The 18,130-nt window shown below is 33.9% G+C and carries 18 protein-coding genes; 8 read left to right on the top strand and 10 right to left on the bottom strand.

All coding sequences use genetic code 11. The features are described from left to right. Window positions 1-66 precede the first annotated feature (66 nt). Window positions 67-480, top strand: coding sequence for a toxin-antitoxin system YwqK family antitoxin (locus tag QO200_RS13255; RefSeq protein ID WP_371540927.1), 414 nt, complete (start codon window positions 67-69; stop codon window positions 478-480). Beyond that, entirely contained in the window at window positions 470-1,126 is a 657-nt protein-coding gene (locus QO200_RS13250) for an SCO family protein (protein WP_371540926.1), read from the top strand. Before QO200_RS13255 ends, QO200_RS13250 begins: the two co-directional genes overlap by 11 nt. Window positions 1,127-1,454: 328 nt before the next feature. On the opposite strand, the gene QO200_RS13245 is transcribed toward QO200_RS13250, so the two are convergent. Next, the gene (locus tag QO200_RS13245; RefSeq protein WP_007137132.1) at window positions 1,455-1,817 is read right to left on the bottom strand and encodes an RNA-binding protein; all 363 of its coding nucleotides are present in this window, start codon (window positions 1,815-1,817) and stop codon (window positions 1,455-1,457) included. Window positions 1,818-1,965: 148 nt separating this feature from the next. Beyond that, window positions 1,966-2,451 (bottom strand): DUF6252 family protein, encoded by a 486-nt coding sequence (locus QO200_RS13240; RefSeq protein WP_371540925.1) that lies wholly within the window; start codon window positions 2,449-2,451, stop codon window positions 1,966-1,968. Window positions 2,452-2,650: 199 nt separating this feature from the next. Between QO200_RS13240 and QO200_RS13235 the strand changes: the two genes are divergently transcribed. The 3 genes from QO200_RS13235 to QO200_RS13225 all read left to right on the top strand — a co-directional run bounded on the left by QO200_RS13235 (window position 2,651) and on the right by QO200_RS13225 (window position 4,562). Then, window positions 2,651-3,211, top strand: a complete 561-nt coding sequence (locus QO200_RS13235) for a 30S ribosomal protein S16 (protein ID WP_371540924.1) — start codon at window positions 2,651-2,653, stop codon at window positions 3,209-3,211. Between the two features lie 14 nt (window positions 3,212-3,225). Beyond that, a complete protein-coding gene (rimM, locus tag QO200_RS13230; RefSeq protein WP_371540923.1) occupies window positions 3,226-3,750 on the top strand; it encodes a ribosome maturation factor RimM in 525 nt (174 codons plus the stop codon). Window positions 3,751-3,899: 149 nt separating this feature from the next. After that, on the top strand, window positions 3,900-4,562 hold the full coding sequence (locus QO200_RS13225; RefSeq protein WP_371540922.1) for a tRNA1(Val) (adenine(37)-N6)-methyltransferase: 663 nt from the start codon (window positions 3,900-3,902) through the stop codon (window positions 4,560-4,562). Between the two features lie 167 nt (window positions 4,563-4,729). Here QO200_RS13225 and QO200_RS13220 read toward each other — a convergent pair whose 3' ends face one another. Next, window positions 4,730-5,569 (bottom strand): hypothetical protein, encoded by an 840-nt coding sequence (locus QO200_RS13220; protein WP_371540921.1) that lies wholly within the window; start codon window positions 5,567-5,569, stop codon window positions 4,730-4,732. A gap of 458 nt (window positions 5,570-6,027) precedes the next feature. On the opposite strand from QO200_RS13220, the gene QO200_RS13215 reads away from it, so the two are divergent. The 3 genes from QO200_RS13215 to QO200_RS13205 all read left to right on the top strand — a co-directional run bounded on the left by QO200_RS13215 (window position 6,028) and on the right by QO200_RS13205 (window position 8,921). Continuing rightward, window positions 6,028-7,206, top strand: coding sequence for an acyl-CoA dehydrogenase family protein (locus tag QO200_RS13215; protein ID WP_371540920.1), 1,179 nt, complete (start codon window positions 6,028-6,030; stop codon window positions 7,204-7,206). A 90-nt stretch (window positions 7,207-7,296) separates the two neighbouring features. Beyond that, window positions 7,297-8,079 carry a DUF3050 domain-containing protein gene (locus QO200_RS13210; protein WP_371540919.1) on the top strand — a complete coding sequence of 261 codons (783 nt, stop codon included), beginning with the start codon at window positions 7,297-7,299 and terminating at the stop codon, window positions 8,077-8,079. 68 nt (window positions 8,080-8,147) lie between these two features. Next, the gene (locus QO200_RS13205) at window positions 8,148-8,921 is read left to right on the top strand and encodes an SGNH/GDSL hydrolase family protein (protein ID WP_371540918.1); all 774 of its coding nucleotides are present in this window, start codon (window positions 8,148-8,150) and stop codon (window positions 8,919-8,921) included. Between the two features lie 36 nt (window positions 8,922-8,957). On the opposite strand, the gene QO200_RS13200 is transcribed toward QO200_RS13205, so the two are convergent. The 7 genes from QO200_RS13200 to QO200_RS13170 form a co-directional block, all read right to left on the bottom strand. Then, window positions 8,958-9,275: a 2Fe-2S iron-sulfur cluster-binding protein gene (locus tag QO200_RS13200; RefSeq protein ID WP_371540917.1), complete on the bottom strand. Its 318-nt coding sequence runs from the start codon at window positions 9,273-9,275 to the stop codon at window positions 8,958-8,960. A 143-nt stretch (window positions 9,276-9,418) separates the two neighbouring features. Next, entirely contained in the window at window positions 9,419-9,658 is a 240-nt protein-coding gene (locus QO200_RS13195) for a NifU family protein (RefSeq protein ID WP_371540916.1), read from the bottom strand. Window positions 9,659-9,703: 45 nt separating this feature from the next. Next, window positions 9,704-10,840 (bottom strand): P-loop NTPase, encoded by a 1,137-nt coding sequence (locus tag QO200_RS13190; RefSeq protein WP_371540915.1) that lies wholly within the window; start codon window positions 10,838-10,840, stop codon window positions 9,704-9,706. A gap of 209 nt (window positions 10,841-11,049) precedes the next feature. Further along, the gene (locus QO200_RS13185; RefSeq protein ID WP_371540914.1) at window positions 11,050-13,479 is read right to left on the bottom strand and encodes an ABC transporter permease; all 2,430 of its coding nucleotides are present in this window, start codon (window positions 13,477-13,479) and stop codon (window positions 11,050-11,052) included. A gap of 73 nt (window positions 13,480-13,552) precedes the next feature. Next, window positions 13,553-15,970 carry an ABC transporter permease gene (locus tag QO200_RS13180; RefSeq protein ID WP_371540913.1) on the bottom strand — a complete coding sequence of 806 codons (2,418 nt, stop codon included), beginning with the start codon at window positions 15,968-15,970 and terminating at the stop codon, window positions 13,553-13,555. 147 nt (window positions 15,971-16,117) lie between these two features. Next, the gene (locus QO200_RS13175) at window positions 16,118-16,819 is read right to left on the bottom strand and encodes an ABC transporter ATP-binding protein (protein ID WP_371540912.1); all 702 of its coding nucleotides are present in this window, start codon (window positions 16,817-16,819) and stop codon (window positions 16,118-16,120) included. 57 nt (window positions 16,820-16,876) lie between these two features. Then, complete coding sequence (locus tag QO200_RS13170; RefSeq protein WP_371540911.1) at window positions 16,877-18,115, bottom strand: efflux RND transporter periplasmic adaptor subunit; 1,239 nt, start codon at window positions 18,113-18,115, stop codon at window positions 16,877-16,879. Window positions 18,116-18,130 lie beyond the last annotated feature (15 nt).

Below are 18,130 nucleotides of genomic sequence, written 5' to 3'. Positions count from 1 at the left end.
TCCGAGAAAAAGATTTAATTTTGAAACACCAAATTATATGTTTAACCAAAAAGTTGCATTAGTAACTTGAATCCAGCTATTGATAAAAAGAAAAAAGAATTAATTCTCTTTTTTGAAGGAAAGAAAAATGGTTTAAGTCAAAAGTGGTATAGTAACGGAAAGCTTCAAAAAGAATCTTTTTATAAAAATAATAAACTAGAAGGTGAAGGAAAATCATGGTGGGAAGACGGTAAACTAGCCTCTGAATCATTTTATATCAATGGAGTTGGCAATGGAGTTCAAAAAGAATGGCACCCCAACGGCAAAATGTCTAAATTAACTACCTTAAAAAACGGTGTTGAAGAAGGAATACAACAAGCTTGGCTTGAGAACGGAAAAGTTTATGTTAACTGCGAAATGAAAAACGGTCGCACTTTTGGTCTTAAGAAAGCGATATTATGTTATGAATTGAAAAAAGAAGAAGTACAATATGAAAAATAGTTTTTACCTACTTGTTAGCCTACTCCTTTTAATTGGATGTAAAAATACAACAGAAGAAAAAGTTGTAAGCAGAGTAGACACTTTGCCTTTTTATGACGATCCAACATTTACACCTAAGTGGCTATCAAAAAAGAGTGATTCATTAAAAAATTTTCATTCTATCGCTAATTTTTCGTTGATTGATCAAGAGGGCAATCCTATCACTAATGCTACTTTTGCTAATAAAATATATGTTGCCAATTTCTTTTTCACCACTTGTCCTGGAATTTGCCCAAAAATGGCGGCTAGCATGACTGTACTACAAAAAGAATTTTTAAATGACGATGGAGTACTGCTACTGTCACATTCAGTTACACCCGAAACTGATTCCGTGTCTGTTCTAAAAAAATATGCAATTGAACACGGGGTAGTTTCATCAAAATGGCATTTAGTTACTGGGAAACGAAAAGAAATATATGCTTTAGGACGTAAATCGTATTATGTTGAAGAAGATTTAGGAAAGAAAAAATCTGAGGATGATTTTTTACATACCGAAAATTTTGTTTTAATTGATAAAAACAAACACATCAGAGGGATTTATAATAGTTTAGATGTCAACAGTGTAAAATTATTAATCGAAGATATTAAAACTTTACAAAAAGAATAAATACAATACAGACAATTATGTTCTAAAATCAGCAAGTTATAATCATACAATAGCAACGTTTACTCAATATAAAGAGCAAATGTTATTCGATTAGAAAAGAATTAAAAACTAAAAGAAGCCGCCTCAAAATAAATTTTGAGGCGGCTTCTTTTAGTTTTCATAGTTAACTGACTTTCTTGAACAATTTCACAATAGTTACAAAAACATTTTATCTATGATTTGCTTTAACGATTCATTTCAAAATAAATGTATAAACCAAAATTGAATTAAAAATAAAAAAGGTGTCAATTTGCATTGACACCTTTTTATATAGTTGTAGAAAAAAATATTAATATCCTCCTCTGTTTCCACCACCACGGTTTTCTCCACCACGGCTGTTTCCACCACCATAACCACCGCGTGAATCTCCACCACGACTGTTATTGTTAAAACTTCTTCTTTCTCCTTCTGGTTTTGGCTCAGATTTGTTAACTACAATTGCACGTCCTTGAACAGTTGCACCGTTCAATTCATCAATCGCTTTTTGAGCTTCATCATCATTTGTCATTTCAACAAAACCGAATCCTTTACTTCTTCCAGTAAATTTATCAGTAATAATTTTTACAGAATCAACTGCACCATAAGCCTCGAAAGACTCTCTTAAATCTGCTTCCTCAATACTGAATGGAAGGCTTCCAACAAAAATATTCATATGTACTTATTTATAATATGAAACAAATATACTCGTTTTATTTTATAACCCACTATAAATTAGCTTATTTCTACTTTTATTTTATTTCAAAAACGCATAGAAAAACAGAAAACCACATCATAAAGCAATGTAATAACCTCCCTCTTCCTTAATTTACTGATGCTTGTGCAATTATAGGCACCTTATAAAAAACTCCTTGTTGGAAATTTAAAATAGCTCCAGCCAAAGGATTATTGTAACTATTTTCCGCATTAAATTTAAAAGTACCTGATATTGTATTATTTTCAATATCATAATCCGTTACTACGATTTGACCATCACCTTCGCCTAAACCAGTGGTAAAAGTTAGCGTACCACTTGCATCCGTTAACTCATAGACTGCAGTATTAGAATCGCCGGTTCCTAAAGAATAGGTTCCTTTTACAGTTGAAGTAGTTTTCAAGGTGATTACTTCATTCCCAGAATAGCCCTTAATTATAAGGTCCCCATTAACACCTAAAGAAGCTGTAGATGCGATAGCTCTCCAAAAGACATTATCTTTTACTCCCTGAAATGACGGGTTATTAAAACTGATATCTTCCTCACAAGAGATTAAGGTAAAAAGCACAATAATAAAAAGAAACGCTTTTTTCATAAATTAGATCTTTAAACAAACAAAAGTATACAATTGACGGATAAATACAGTCAATTATTATAATAAAATGTGGCTAGAAATAGCTTAACTCATTCTAATTCATAATAATAACAAGCTATTGGCATATTAAAATAAATAGTATATCTTTGCAGCCTTAATTAATAGAGGTCGAGTACCTCAAAATTTAATCATTTAGATTATGTCAGTAAAAATTAGATTACAAAGACACGGTAAAAAAGGAAAACCTTTTTACTGGGTTGTAGCAGCAGATGCTCGCTCAAAAAGAGATGGTAAATACTTAGAGAAAATCGGTACTTACAATCCAAATACAAACCCAGCAACTATCGACTTAAACCTTGATAGTGCAGTTAGATGGTTGCACAATGGTGCTCAACCAACAGAAACTGCTAAAGCAATTCTTTCTTACAAAGGAGCTTTATTGAAACATCACCTTGACGGTGGTATTCGTAAAGGTGCCTTAACTCAAGAACAAGCTGATGCAAAATTAGCTACTTGGTTAGAAGCTAAAACTGGAACAGTTGACGCTAAGAAAGACGGTTTAACTAAAGCGCAAGCTGATGTTAAAGCTAAAGCTTTCAAAGCAGAACAAGATGTAAACGCAAAACGTTTAGCTGCTGCAGCTAAAGCGGAGGCGGATGCTATTGCAGCTGCTGCTCCTGCTGAAGAAGTTGCTGAAGTTGAAGCTTCAACTGAAGAAACTCCTGCTGCAGAAGAAAACAACGAAGAAACTCAAGCATAAATTTATAAGCGAAGATGCGCAAAGAAGATTGTTTCTACTTAGGTAAAATCGCCAAAAAATTTAGTTTTAAAGGGGAAGTCCTTGCCTATTTAGACACGGATGAACCAGAGTTATACGAAAACTTGGAATCAGTGTTTGTTGAATGCAACAAACACTTGGTTCCTTTTTTTATTGAAAATAGCTCTTTGCATAAAAACGATTTTCTCAGAATTCGTTTTGAAGACATGAATACCGAAGAAGATGCCGATGCCATTATGGGTAACGATATTTATCTTCCTTTAAAAATGTTGCCAAAACTTAGTGGTAACAAATTCTACTATCACGAAGTTATTGGTTTTGAAGTTGAAGACAAACGCCTTGGCATTGTTGGAAAAATCGAATCCATAAATGACTCAACTGCCCAACCTCTTTTTGAAGTGCTTAACGGTGAAGTAGAAATACTTATTCCAATGATTGATCATTTCCTTGTCAAAATCGACCGTGAAAACAAAAAAGTAATCATGGATTTGCCAGAAGGCTTAATCGAGATGTACCATTAAAAAAGCAATCAGTGATCCGTATTTAGTAGACATTTTTACAACATAATATTCCTATATTACCTCCCAATGTTTATCGGGATGTTAATCCTCAATCTAAAATCATTTTGTTTCAATTCAAACAATTTATTATTCAACAAGACCGTTGCGCCATGAAAATTGGAACTGACGGTGTGTTATTAGGTGCTTGGACTCCAATTGAAAATGAACCCTTTAGCATACTTGACATTGGCGCAGGAACAGGTGTAATTGCTTTAATGCTTGCCCAAAGAAGTACAGCAGAACAGATTGATGCATTGGAAATCGACGAAGAGGCGTATGAGCAAGCCGTTGACAATTTCGAAAACTCTCCTTGGAGTGATCGTTTATTTTGTTTTCATGCTGGGCTTGATGAATTTATTGAAGAATCAGAGGACGAGTACGATTTGATTGTCTCCAACCCTCCTTTTTATTCTGAAGATTACAAAACTAATAATGAACAACGTGATTTAGCACGATTTCAAGATGCAATGCCCTTTGAAGATTTAATCGAAGCTGCCGCAATGTTCTTGTCAGAAGATGGAATTTTTTCGACTATTATCCCCTTTAAGGAAGAAGAAAATTTTATAGCTTTAGCTGTGGAAGCAGAATTATATCCTGTAAAAATCACCCGTGTGAAAGGCACTCCTACAAGCGAAATCAAACGTAGTTTATTGGCTTTTAGCCGAAATGAAATTGGTAATTTTCTTGTTGACGAATTAACTATAGAAATAAGCCGACACAATTACACTCCGGAATACACTGCTTTGACAAAAGATTTTTATTTGAAAATGTAGCACCCAATACAAAGGCACTATATTACACAATCATTCATCTGTTTGATTTGAAACTGAATTACAACTAAGAGACCTAATTGACCAACTTGCAACTTCCTTCTTTATAAATTCTTGATTCATTGAAAAATTAATATCATTTTTTTAAAACTTTAATTATTCATCTTCTTTCATTCCACTGCATTGCGCGTCCTTTTCAAACCAATACTTCTCCTTTTACGGTTTACTTTTTTAAGATCTGAAAAATTAAACAAATATTCACCGTAGATGATTTCCCGTTTATTTACATATTCATGTCGATCTATCATTGTTCCGTATTCATTTGGCGAACATTCTCCAGATTTTACATACTTCAATAATACATCTTTAAAATAAGGATAATATTCTGGAACATTACCACCTATATGACTCATAAATGTCAGCATTGGCATAAACACACCATCGTTTCCCCATAGCCCTATTTTTTGTGGCGAGGGATAACCATAATTTTCGATCGTCCATTTAAGAAGTTTGGCATTTATTCGATCATTTTTAACATTGTTTAATGAATCTAAACGCCCTAGTTGTTGGTCGCGAACAAAAGCAACAGAAAAAGAATCGATTAGTCGTTTATTCAAATTGTTTTTACTACTCGTTATTTTTCGTTCAACACTTAAACTGTCTATACCGTACTTTGCACAAATAGGAAACAATGTCTTATAATGATCGCTATAAGGAGCTACTAAATCGAGTAGCTTATACAAACTTTCCTCTCCTCCAAAGTTTTTGCCGTACTTATCAGCATAAGCAATGTAGGTTTCATATTTACTAAAGGCAAAATTACTCTGAGGTGGGTTATATTTTTTAAATAGCTTATCATACCTTTTTATAAAAGCAATTGTGTCATGATTAGCCTTAAATTTTCTATCAATGGTGTTTGCTTTATTGTAATATGTGATATAACCATTACATGAGGAGACAATGAATATTAAAAATGCAATGCAAACAAGTTTAAATAAAAATGATTTCATAGTATGCTGTTATTTATTAAGAGTAAAGAGACTAGTTATCAAAAGTGAAGGTATTATTTTTTAGCACAATTAACGAACTAAAACTGAAATTTTCATGAGAACTATATTACATATTTACACTCCCGAATATATTGAATTGACTAAGGAGTTTTATTTGAAAATGTAAATTAATTATACCCGAATACTATTCTGTAGGTCGTTATTTATTCCTCCTTATAATAATCCAACACTCTTATTTACCTGAACTTCAAACTGTAGATTTCATAAATAAAAGGGAACATTACAGTCATTATTTTTACAAAAATCAAAAAATATAACATTTGACTTTGGTTTTGTTATATTTCTTTATGTAAATTTGTCAGGTAAAAACAAACAATCAAGCAATTAGCCTTAATTTTATTCTCCAGACTGAATACGATTCCTTTGCTACTGCAATACTATTATAAAAAAAGCTCAATATGAAACCAGATTTATTTCAATCTCCTGATTATTACAACCTCGACGATTTATTGACAGAAGAACACAAATTAGTACGTGACTCTGCTCGTGCATGGGTAAAAAAAGAAGTTTCTCCCATCATTGAAGATTATGCACAACGTGCTGAATTCCCAAAACAAATTATCAAGGGTTTAGGCGAAATTGGTGGTTTTGGCCCATACATTCCTGAAGAATATGGTGGTGCTGGTCTAGACCAAATCTCTTACGGATTAATCATGCAAGAAATTGAACGTGGAGATTCCGGAGTACGTTCTACTTCATCGGTTCAGTCTTCTTTGGTTATGTACCCTATTTGGAAATATGGTAACGAAGAGCAGCGTATGAAGTATTTACCCAAATTAGCTACTGGAGAATTTATGGGTTGCTTTGGCTTGACCGAACCTAATTATGGTTCAGATCCAGGTAGCATGATTACCAACTTTAAAGATATGGGAGACCATTATTTATTGAACGGTGCTAAAATGTGGATTTCAAATGCCCCTTTTGCAGATATCGCTGTTGTTTGGGCAAAAAATGAAGAAGGAAGAATACACGGACTAATAGTAGAACGTGGCATGGAAGGTTTTACTACTCCAGAAACACATCATAAATGGTCGCTTCGCGCATCATCAACAGGAGAATTAATCTTTGATAATGTCAAAGTGCCAAAAGAAAATTTACTACCTAACAAATCTGGCTTAGGAGCACCACTTGGATGTTTAGATTCAGCACGTTACGGTATTGCTTGGGGCGCTATTGGTGCCGCTATGGACTGTTATGATACTGCACTCCGCTACGCTAAGGAACGAATTCAATTTGACAAACCAATCGCCGGTACTCAATTACAGCAAAAGAAATTAGCCGAAATGATTACAGAAATCACAAAAGCACAATTACTAACATGGAGATTGGGTGTTTTGAAGAATGAAGGAAGAGCGACAACCGCTCAAATTTCTATGGCCAAAAGAAACAATGTCGACATGGCAATTAACATTGCACGTGAGGCAAGACAAATATTAGGAGCAATGGGAATAATAGGTGACTATTCAATTATGCGTCATATGATGAACTTAGAGTCAGTAATCACGTATGAAGGAACACATGATATTCACCTATTAATTACGGGTATGGATATTACCGGAATTCCTGCTTTTAAATAGTATTAAACAACTATTAAAGTATCAATAAAATTGATAAAAAAGCTTCTTGGAGACAAGAAGCTTTTTTATCTTTACAGCAAAATCGTACCTATGACTATTCAAGATATCAACAGCACAATTGAACCACAAAAAAAGGTGCTGCTACAGCATTCCTTGTATGCAAAAGTAAAAACAATAGACGATTTGAAGTCTTTCTTAGAAAACCATGTCTTTGCCGTATGGGACTTCATGTCTTTACTAAAAGCACTGCAATCTAAATTAACCTGCACAACGACTCCTTGGTTTGCAACTAAAAATCCAGAAACAAGGTATTTAATCAACGAAATCGTACTAGCAGAAGAATCTGATTTGACTCTTGATGGCCGCCGACAAAGCCATTATGAAATGTACATCGAAGCCATGCATGATTGTGGCGCAAGCACGCTTGAAATCGAAAGCTTCCTTGAAGAGATTAACTCGTTGCAAAATATCTTTGTAGCGATAAAAACCAGCAATTTACATCCCAACATAAAAGCGTTTCTAGATTTCACTTTTAGTGTTATAGAACAAGGAAAACCACATGAAATTGCAGCCGCTTTTACCTTTGGCAGAGAAGATCTAATCCCGAGCATGTTTACGGAAATTCTTAAAAATTTTCAAACTAATTTTCCCGATACTGATTTAAGTAAATTAATTTATTATTTCGAAAGACATATTGAATTAGATGCAGATGAACATGGCCCTATGGCGATGCAGATGATTACAGAATTATGTGGCGAAGATGCTCAAAAATGGACAGAGGTCGAAGAAATCTCGGTATTGGCCTTAGAAAAAAGAATTGGTCTTTGGGATGCTATCGAAGAAACCATTACGATGAACGTAGAGATGGTATAATCCTTCTAAATCCAATGACACAAGATTTTCGTACATACTATTACAATTGACTACTAATAATGTACGTTATGAAAAACCATATCAAAATCACAATAATTGCTTTTTTAGTACTGTTTGTTGTAAGCTGCAGCACCGAAAGCCCGGTTACCGAAAGCAGAATAACACCCATAGTCCAACCAAACTCCACTGAGACAACCGTAGAGCAAATCCCAATTGTAAAAACCCGAGACAACCCAATACACTATTTGGCTCTTGGTGATAGTTATACCATCGGACAAAGTGTTTGCGAAAGCTGTAGGTTTCCAGCACAGTTAAAACAAAGTTTACAGAACACAAACTCAAATAACAGTTTCGTTCTAAAAATAATTGCACAAACTGGATGGACAACCACTAATTTAGTTTTAGCGATTAATAGTCAGAATTTAGTTCCCGATTATGATTTAGTCACCTTATTAATTGGGGTAAATAATCAATATCAGCACAAGTCCTTTTCTCTGTATGAAAAAGAATTTCCTGAGCTAGTAAATAAAAGCATTGCTCTCGCAAAAGGAACAAAAGCAAACCTCATCGTGGTGTCTATTCCCGATTATACATATACGCCGTTTGGTCAAGGTTCAGGGAATTCATCTTCCATTTCATCTGAAATCGATAACTATAATGCTTTCGCAAAAAAATATTGCGACGAAAATAGCATACGATTTATAAATATCACCGACATAACTCGAAAAGGACTTACGAATAAGGGCTTAGTAGCGCAGGACGGCTTGCACGCTTCTGAAGAAGCCTATCGTTTGTTTGTGGAACGAATCGCACCTAAGGCCGCGAGTTCTCTCAATAACTAAAAAAAGCGTCACATTTAAATGTGACGCTTTTTTTTTTTAATTTTCTGGAGCTAACTCTAATTCTAAACCTTCTAAACTTTCAGTAATAGGAATTTGACAACCTAAACGACTATTAGGCTTAACATAAAATGCCTCTGAGAGCATCGCTTCTTCATCCTCTCCCATTTCAGGTAACACGACATCATTAAGCACATAACATTGACAAGAAGCGCACATTGCCATTCCTCCACATGTACCTTCCACAGGGAGCTCATACGCCTTACAAAGTTCCATGATGTTCATTGCCATATCTGTGGGAGCCTGCAATTCATGCACTACTCCTTCTCTATCCTTAATTTTTATTAATACATCCATAATTAAATTATAGTTATAAGTTTTTTACGTTTAGTTAATACCGTTTTGTGTTTGATAAAAGAATAAATCTCCCTAATTTATTTGAAAGATTACAACAAACAGCACGTCCCCGCTTTTACAAGCAGGGATACGGCCAGCATATTTTATAGGATGTTCACAACAGTTTCTATTTGGGGAGCAAACTTTTTAATAGTCGTTTCCACTCCGGCTCTCAATGTCATTTGGTTCACACTGCAGCTTGTACAGGCGCCTTCAAGTCTCACTTTCACATGTTTGCCTTCTTCGATGGACACTAAAGTAATATCTCCACCATCTGAATTCAAAAAGGGTCTAATTTCCTCTAGTGCTTTTTGAACTTCTATTGTTAATTCTTCTGTTGTCATTTTATTTTATTTAAAGATTATAATAGCGAGCTATCTAATCTTATATTATTTTTTAACTGCTGAACAGCCTGCCATTGTAGTAATTTTAACGGCCTCTGAAGCAGGTAAATTTTCATTTCGTTTTACTGTTTCCTGAACAACATTACGTGTCACTTCATCAAAAACATGCTCTACTGCAGATGCAGTTTGCATTGCTGCTGGACGACCGTAATCACCAGCTTCACGTATCGATTGTACAATTGGTATTCCGCCTAAGAACGGAACTCCCAAATCATCAGCTAAGTTTTTAGCTCCTTCTTTTCCAAAAAGATAATACTTGTTATCAGGTAATTCTTCAGGTGTAAAATAAGCCATGTTTTCGATTATTCCTAAAACAGGAACATTAATAGCCTCTGACATGAACATAGAAACTCCTTTCTTAGCATCAGCCAAAGCTACCGCTTGCGGTGTACTTACTACAACCACTCCCGTTATTGGCAAAGCCTGAACAATAGAAAGATGAATATCTCCAGTTCCTGGAGGTAAATCGATCAACATGAAATCTAGTTCACCCCAATCTGCATCAAAAATCATTTGATTCAACGCTTTGGAAGCCATTGGTCCTCTCCAGATTACAGCTTGACTTGGTGCAGTGAAAAAACCAATCGATAGTATTTTTACTTCGTAGCTCTCTACTGGTTTCATTTTAGATTTACCATCAACAACTACAGAAACCGGTTTTTCATTTTCTACATCAAACATGATTGGCATAGAAGGCCCGTAAATATCAGCATCTAAAATACCAACACTGAATCCCATCTTTGCTAATGTTACCGCTAGATTTGCAGTAACTGTAGATTTACCTACTCCCCCTTTACCAGAGGCAACAGCGATTATATTTTTTATTCCTGGAATAGCTTTTCCTTTAATCTGATTTGGACTTTCAGCAACAGCAGCTTCCACTTTAGTATTTACTTTCACTTTTGCTTCTGGCGAAACTAAGTCGTGAATGGTTTTTTTGATATCTTCTTCCGCACGTTTCTTGATGTGCATCGCTGGTGTGTGTAATACTAAATCAACCACAACCTCATCTCCAAAAGTGACTACGTTTGCAACCGCTCCGCTTTCCACCATATTCTTTCCTTCTCCCGCTATAGTAATTGTTTCTAAAGCTTTAAGAATTTCTTTTCTATCTAATTTCATTATAATTGTACTATTTTCAATTGATATTTACAGTTAGAACGTTATCTTTATTTAAACTGATTTCAGATTGTAAAGATACTATGAAAAGTTCTTAAAATAAAGGAATTGGATTGGATTTATTGATGGGGCGATAAGGCAGAATTTGACAAAATAAAAACCCGACTGGCTTTGAATCGCTGTCGGGTCTAATTAGAACTTTTCTTAAAACATTATTCGTATTTTAAATATTTCAAAATATCCATTTTGGTAACTTGATACGCTTTGGCTAAAACAATTACTAAAGTCAAAAACAGTAAGCTCACCAACGCTACAACAAATGGAAAAAAAGGAATATTGATGCGAAACGCAAAATCTTCAAGCCACTTTTGCAATAGAAAATAGGCAGGAAATATACCAATTAGAAAGCCTACTAAACAAAAGAACACATATTGTTTTGACAACTCTTTCAGTAACGTATTGGTTTCAGCTCCAAGCGTTTTACGAATGGCGATTTCCTTTAGTCTTCTTTCCATTGAAAAAGACGCCAATGCAAATAATCCAAAAATAGCGATCACGATCACGATCAAATTAAGAATAAAAAACAAGTTTTTTTGTTTTAGTTGTTCTAGATAGGTTTTGGCAAACGTTTTATTTACAAATTCGTATTCAAAAGGATAATCTTGATTAATATTCTTGTTCCAATAGGTCTCTAATTCTGAAAGTGTTGCCTCTAAATTATCAGGACTCACCTTGACATACACAAATTGAAAATTACTCCATCCTAAGGTTTTTAGATTTACAAAAATCATGGGAGGAATCTTATTTTTTAAACCAGTAATGTTAAAATCTTTAACTACACCTACTATTTTAAATTTCAAGTTTCCTTTATCATTCGCCCAACCCGAGGTGATAATTGTATTTATTGGCTTCTTTAGATTCAACGTTCGTACGCAAGTTTCATTCATCAACATATTGCTTACCGTGTCTGAAGCAAATTCAGGCGATAAATCCCTTCCTTCTACAATCTTAATTTTCATCATATCCAGAAAACCAAAATCCATATTCACATTATGACCCTGAACAAAAACACCATTGTGGGTAAACCCAGAAGTAGAATTGGTATCACCACCAAAAGACCCCTCGAATGTCGAAACTTCTTGGATACCTGACATCTTGAGTAGTTCTTGCTTACTGGTTTCATACTTTTTTAATTTGGTTTCCCAATCATCATATCTAAACCTGATTTGAATAATCTGATCTCCACTAAAACCTAAGTCTTTATCACTCATATAACTCACCTGTTTGTACACTACCAAAGCTCCAACGATAAAAAACGCAGCTATCGAAAATTGAAAAACCAACATGGAGTTTCGCATCCAAATTCCGCTTTTACTTCTAGAGAAATTTCCTTTCAGCACCTTTAAAGTTTCAAATTTCGATATATAAATTGCTGGAAATATCCCTGCTAAGACAATTACTAGAACAAAAATTAAAACAATTTGTAAGTAAAACTCGCTCCCATTTAAAGTTAAATCTTTATTCAAAAAATCATTATAAAAAGGCAATACAAGTTCTACAATAGCTAATGCAAGAATAACCGAAAAACAAACTACAATAGCCGTTTCAAAGATAAATTGCATACTAATCAATGATTTACTAGCCCCTACAACTTTTCTAATACCTACTTCTTTTGCTCTTTTAATAGCCGAAGCTGTTGCCAAATTAATATAATTAACAATGGACAAAACCAATATCAAGATAGACAAACCCATCATAATATAAACCAACTGTAAATTACCCTGTCCTTCTGGAAAATTACTTCCTATAGATGCTTTTGTACCATACAATCGCGCCGTTTTTAGTTGATCTAAAATAATCTTAGACTCCCCATTCTCCTTAATAAACTGAGCAACAGTTTGCCCATTTTCTTTAGCGTTTTTTTGAGTTTTATTCTCTAAAACAATCTTCTCCATTTTTTTAACAACATCTGCAATGGCAACCTCTTTCTTAACTTTGATCATCAATCCATAGTTGTAATTCCCCCAATGCTCGAGGTCTCTTTCCTTGATTAGTCCATTAAATACATAATCAGGTTCTACCGCCGATGATTTTATGATTTTATAAACTGCTTTTACAGTATAAAATTCATTCTCAAAATTGACAGATTTGCCAATTGGATCCTCCTCTTTAAACAGCAATTTTGCACTTGCTTCAGAAATAGCCACACTATTTTTTTCTTTTAGAATAGCAGTTTTCGCCCCTTTAACAATAGGAAAAGGGAAAATATTAAAAAACTCTTCGTCAGAAATGACTGCTTTTTTTATAATCAATTTTTTAGACTGATATTTTAAAAGCCCCCCGTCATAACTATTATGGAAAAAACAAATGGATTCTATTTCTGGAATAGTCGCCTTGCATGTAATGCCAAAAGGAGTTGAGTTAGACGCCCAAATTTCTTTCTGCGGGCCCATTTGATTCAAGACCTGATAAACATTCTCATTGTTAGGATTCCAAGCGTCGTAAGAGTGCTCATTATTCCAGTACAAGGTTGCAAAAATCAACCCCGCAATACCGATACTCAATCCTAAAACATTGAGAAACGAAAACAGTTTATTTTGCTTGAGGTGGTATATAAATATTTTTATCCAGTTGTGTAACATCGTTTATCTTGTTTTAAATTAATCGGCTTTAAAAACCTTTCTAACCTGTTTAATACTGTTTTTACAAAACCTATTATTCGTATTTTAAATATTTCAAAATATCCGTTTTTGTAGCAAAATAGGCTCTGTAAAGCACAACGGATAGAGTTAAAAATAATAAAGTTCCAAATCCAATTAAAAAAGGATAAATAGAAACATCAACTCGATAAGCAAAATTATCAAGCCATTTATTAAGTAAATAGTACGCCGGAAATAAAGCTATCAAAAACCCAATGACACAGAAAAGGATGTATTGCTTAGATAGTTCTTTGAGTAGCATATTCGTTTCTGCACCTAATACTTTCCTAATCGCAATTTCTTTCATTCTTCTTTGTATCGAATAAGAAGCTAAAGCATATAATCCAAAAAGTGCTATTAGAATTACTACTATATTTAACAATGAAAATAGATTCTTTTGCTTTACATACGATTCATAGGTTCTCGCGTATTGTTTATCTACAAAATCATATTTAAAAGGATATCCAGTATCAACCTTAGTCCATAATGTTTCGATATCAGCAATTGTATTTTCAATATTATCCGATTTTAGTTTTACGAAAACCTTATTGATATTTTGAGCAATATCTACCGTTTTAAGATGATAGAAATACATCCCTGACACCTCTACTTCAGGACTTAATAAATTAAAATCTTTAACAACTCCTATGATTTTTAATTTTCTTTGTTTGATAATTAGTTCTTTTCCTATAGGCTCTTTCATGTTCATCAACTTTTGTGCTGTTTCATTAATCACCACAGAAGCAATAGTATCCGAAGCATGTTTCTGATCAAGAGACCTTCCTTTAACTACTTCTATTTTCATCATTTCGAACATACCAAAATCAACTGCAATTGTTCGTGCTTTAAAAAGTTCATCATTGTACAATACACCTCCTAATGAATCATCTGAACCATCAAATGAAATCAATCCTGTAGAAGCTTGTTCTACCCCTTTTATTTTAGCCAGTTCTTGTTTTATTGTACTGTATTTATTGTAGATATTTTGCCCTACGTTTTCCACTTCATAATCCGAATTAGGAAAATTCAAATTAATTTCAATCACTTGATCTCCTTTAAAACCTAAATCTTTATTGGTTAGATAATCGATTTGCTGATACACAATATAAGAACCAACAATAAAGAAAGTAGCCACTGTAAACTGGAAAATCAACATTCCGTTACGCAACCAGATTCCGTTTTTACTTCTTCCAAAATTACCTTTCAGAACTTTTAAAGTTTCGAAATTAGCAACATAAACGGCTGGAAGTATTCCTGCCACCAAAACTGTAATACTGAAAATCAGAATTAATTGCATATAGAATTGACTGCCAATTATTTGTAAACTCTTATTTAAAAAATCATTGTAATACGGCAAAGTCAACTCAACAATAACCAATGCTAGTAAAATCGAAAACAAACTTATTAGAGCAGTTTCAAAAATAAATTGAATAACAATAGTACTTTTTGAAGCACCCACAACTTTACGAACACCAACTTCTTTAGCACGTTTAACTGCATTAGCTGTAGCCAAATTGATATAATTTACAATCGAAAGAATGAGAATTAAAACTGACAACCCGACCATAATCAACAAAAACTGATAATTCCCTCTGCCCTCTGGATATCCATCTGTAATAGAATGTAATCTTGCTTTTGAAAGGGGCTCTATAACTACATCAAAATGTCCAATTTTTTTAGCCATTTCTTCGAAAGTAAAACCTGCTTCCTTGGCATTTCTTTTAATAAAATCAGTATTGTATAAATTTTCCAAGCTGTTTCGAGTATTCTCAATTTTTGATGGATCTTTAACTTTTAAAAGTAATTTAAGGACAAAAGGAGCTGTCGTATTCCCACTTGTAAACTCTTTCATTTTATTCATTACAACATCTGGAGCAATTGAAGAATTCCCCGGAATATGATACACAGCGCGTACCACAAACATTTGATCCAAACATGTTATTTGTTTCCCAATTGGGTTTTCATCACCAAAAACTCGTTTAGCAATAACATCTGAAATAGCTATGCTCGAATCATCTTTTATTGCTGAAACAGCATCCCCACTAATAATTTTGAATGGAAAAAAAGAAAAGAAATTACTTTCTACGTTGATGATTTTATTGACAAATTCTTTCTTTCCATTATAAATAATTTTATCCTTTTGGTACCAACTGTCAGCATATAAGATAGTTTCAACATTTGCGTCTTCATCTAAAATAGGCTTTAGGAATAAAGCACAATCTGAAAAAACTGGCATTCCTGTTAACTCTACTAAAACCTGATGCACATTGTCTTTTTCGGGATTCCAGACGTCATAACTTTGTTCGTCATTCCAATACAACAAAGCGAAAATCAACCCCGCAATACCAATACTCAATCCCAAAACATTAAGAAATGAAAACAATTTGTTTTGTTTGAGATGGTAAATAAATATTTTTATCCAGTTGTATATCATAATTTTTAATTCGTTGATTTTGATTGCTTCGCCAGTTCGCCACTTTGGCTCGTGTGATGATTGAAATCGTAGTTTATTAAAAAAGTTCGCTGCAGAGCAATTCAAAAATGAATTCGATGATTAATAGTATTATAAGTATCATGATTGTTAAATTTTAAAAACATCTACATTTCTTTGATTCATTTTTTCAGAGAAAACAAAGCCATCCTTCATGAGAATGGTTCTTTGAGAAAACGAAGCATCATAATCAGAATGGGTAACCATCAAGATAGTCGCACCTTTAGCATGCAAATCAGTTATTAATTCCATAACTTCATTTCCATTTTTACTGTCCAAATTTCCAGTAGGCTCATCGGCCAAAATGATTTTAGGATCGTTTATCAAAGCTCTTGCCACAGCCACACGTTGTTGTTGCCCACCAGAAAGTTGTTGGGGATAATGTTTCAATCGATGCGCAATGTTTAACTTTTCGGCAATTGCTTGTACTTTTAATTTTCTTTCCGAAGCCTTTACGCTATTGTAAATTAACGGTAATTCGATATTATCATAAACCGAAAGCTCGTCGATAAGGTTAAAATTTTGAAAAATAAATCCAATATTTTCCTTACGAACACTCGAACGTCCTTTTTCTTTTAGTCCAATCATTTCCTGGTTCAACAAGGTATAACTCCCGCCTGAAGCACTATCCAATAGCCCAACAATATTGAGCAATGTTGATTTTCCGCAACCCGACGGACCCATAATCGAAAGAAAATCCCCTTCATTGATTTGCAAATTGATGCCGCTTAAAGCCGAAGTTTCTAACTCTTCTGTTCTGAAGATCTTGGTTAGGTTCTTAATTGTTATCATCCTTTTATAATTTTTTATGTTTTTGATTTAAGAACACAGTACATCTGCATTCGGTTTTTATTGTATATTCAGTTCGGCTACTTCTGTATAGTCGGCATAAGATGACGTTATTACTTTCTCCCCCTGTTTCAATCCTTCTAAAACTTCATAATAAAGTGGATTTTCTCTGCCTAATTTTATTTTACGTCTCACCCCTTTGTTTCCGTTGATAACAAACAGCCACTTTCCAGCGGTTTCTTGATTGAAACTTCCTTTTGGAATCACTAAAATTTTGTTCTTTTCAGATAAAATAAGTTTTACACCAAAGCTTAATCCGTCTTGCAGTGCCAAATCTTCTTTAGAATCAAAAAACAATTCCACTTGAAAACGACCGCTTTTAACCTCCGGAATCACTTTTACAACAGACACACTTACTGTTCTCCCCTTATATTCAATTTGGCCTTTCAAGCCCGCACGGATTTTCTCTAAGTAAAATTCATCCACTTGCGCGCCCAACTTGTAGCCTTCACGAGAATCAATTCTACCAATACTTTCTCCGGCTTGAAATGTTTTTCCTAAAATAGGTTCAAATGAAGTTAATCTTCCTGAAACTGGCGCCGTAATCAGGAAGTTTTTTTTATTACTTCTTAGAATATCCAAACTCATTTCCATCGTTTGGATCGAACGATTAATCTGCGAAATCTGTACCTGATTGGTCTGTTTCTCCTTTTGAATACTCGTACGAATATTACTTTTACGTTCTTCTTGAAAACGCAGACTTTCCTTTATTAAACTCCAGTCATTTCTGGAGATAATATCTTTTTCAAATAATTTTGAATTCATATCATACACTCTTTTAGCATCATTGTAATCATGTTCAATTAGAGCTAGATCTTTAGTCAAACTCAATTCTTGGTTTCTAATATTTAGTTTACCGGTATTCAAATTATTGATTTGCTCAATGATTGCGGTTTCCTGAGTCAGGTAGTTCAATTCTGTGTTAGGATTGTACATGCGTGCTAGCGGTTGTCCTTGTGCCACCATTGCGCCATTTTCTACAAAAATTTCTTTGACTGAACCGCCTTCGACGATATTGACCAACACCAAATTCAATGGCTCCACTTTGGCCTGAAAAACAATAAAATCTTCAAAAAACTCTTGGCTTACTTCTTTTACCAATAGTTCCTCTGCTTTTACATTTAGACTTCGTTTTTTAGATACCGAAGCATAAACAACTGCTCCTGCAACTAAAAAACTCACAAATCCTATTGTTAAGTGCCTGAATTTTCTATTTTTACGGGGAATAACCTTGTCCATTTTTTATAATAATTT

It is taken from the genome of Flavobacterium sp. Arc3, from assembly GCF_041431375.1.
In the GTDB taxonomy this organism is placed as follows: Bacteria; Bacteroidota; Bacteroidia; order Flavobacteriales; family Flavobacteriaceae; genus Flavobacterium.
The sequence above is the reverse complement of the archived record's forward strand: the minus strand, read 5'-3'. Positions and strand labels throughout refer to the sequence as shown.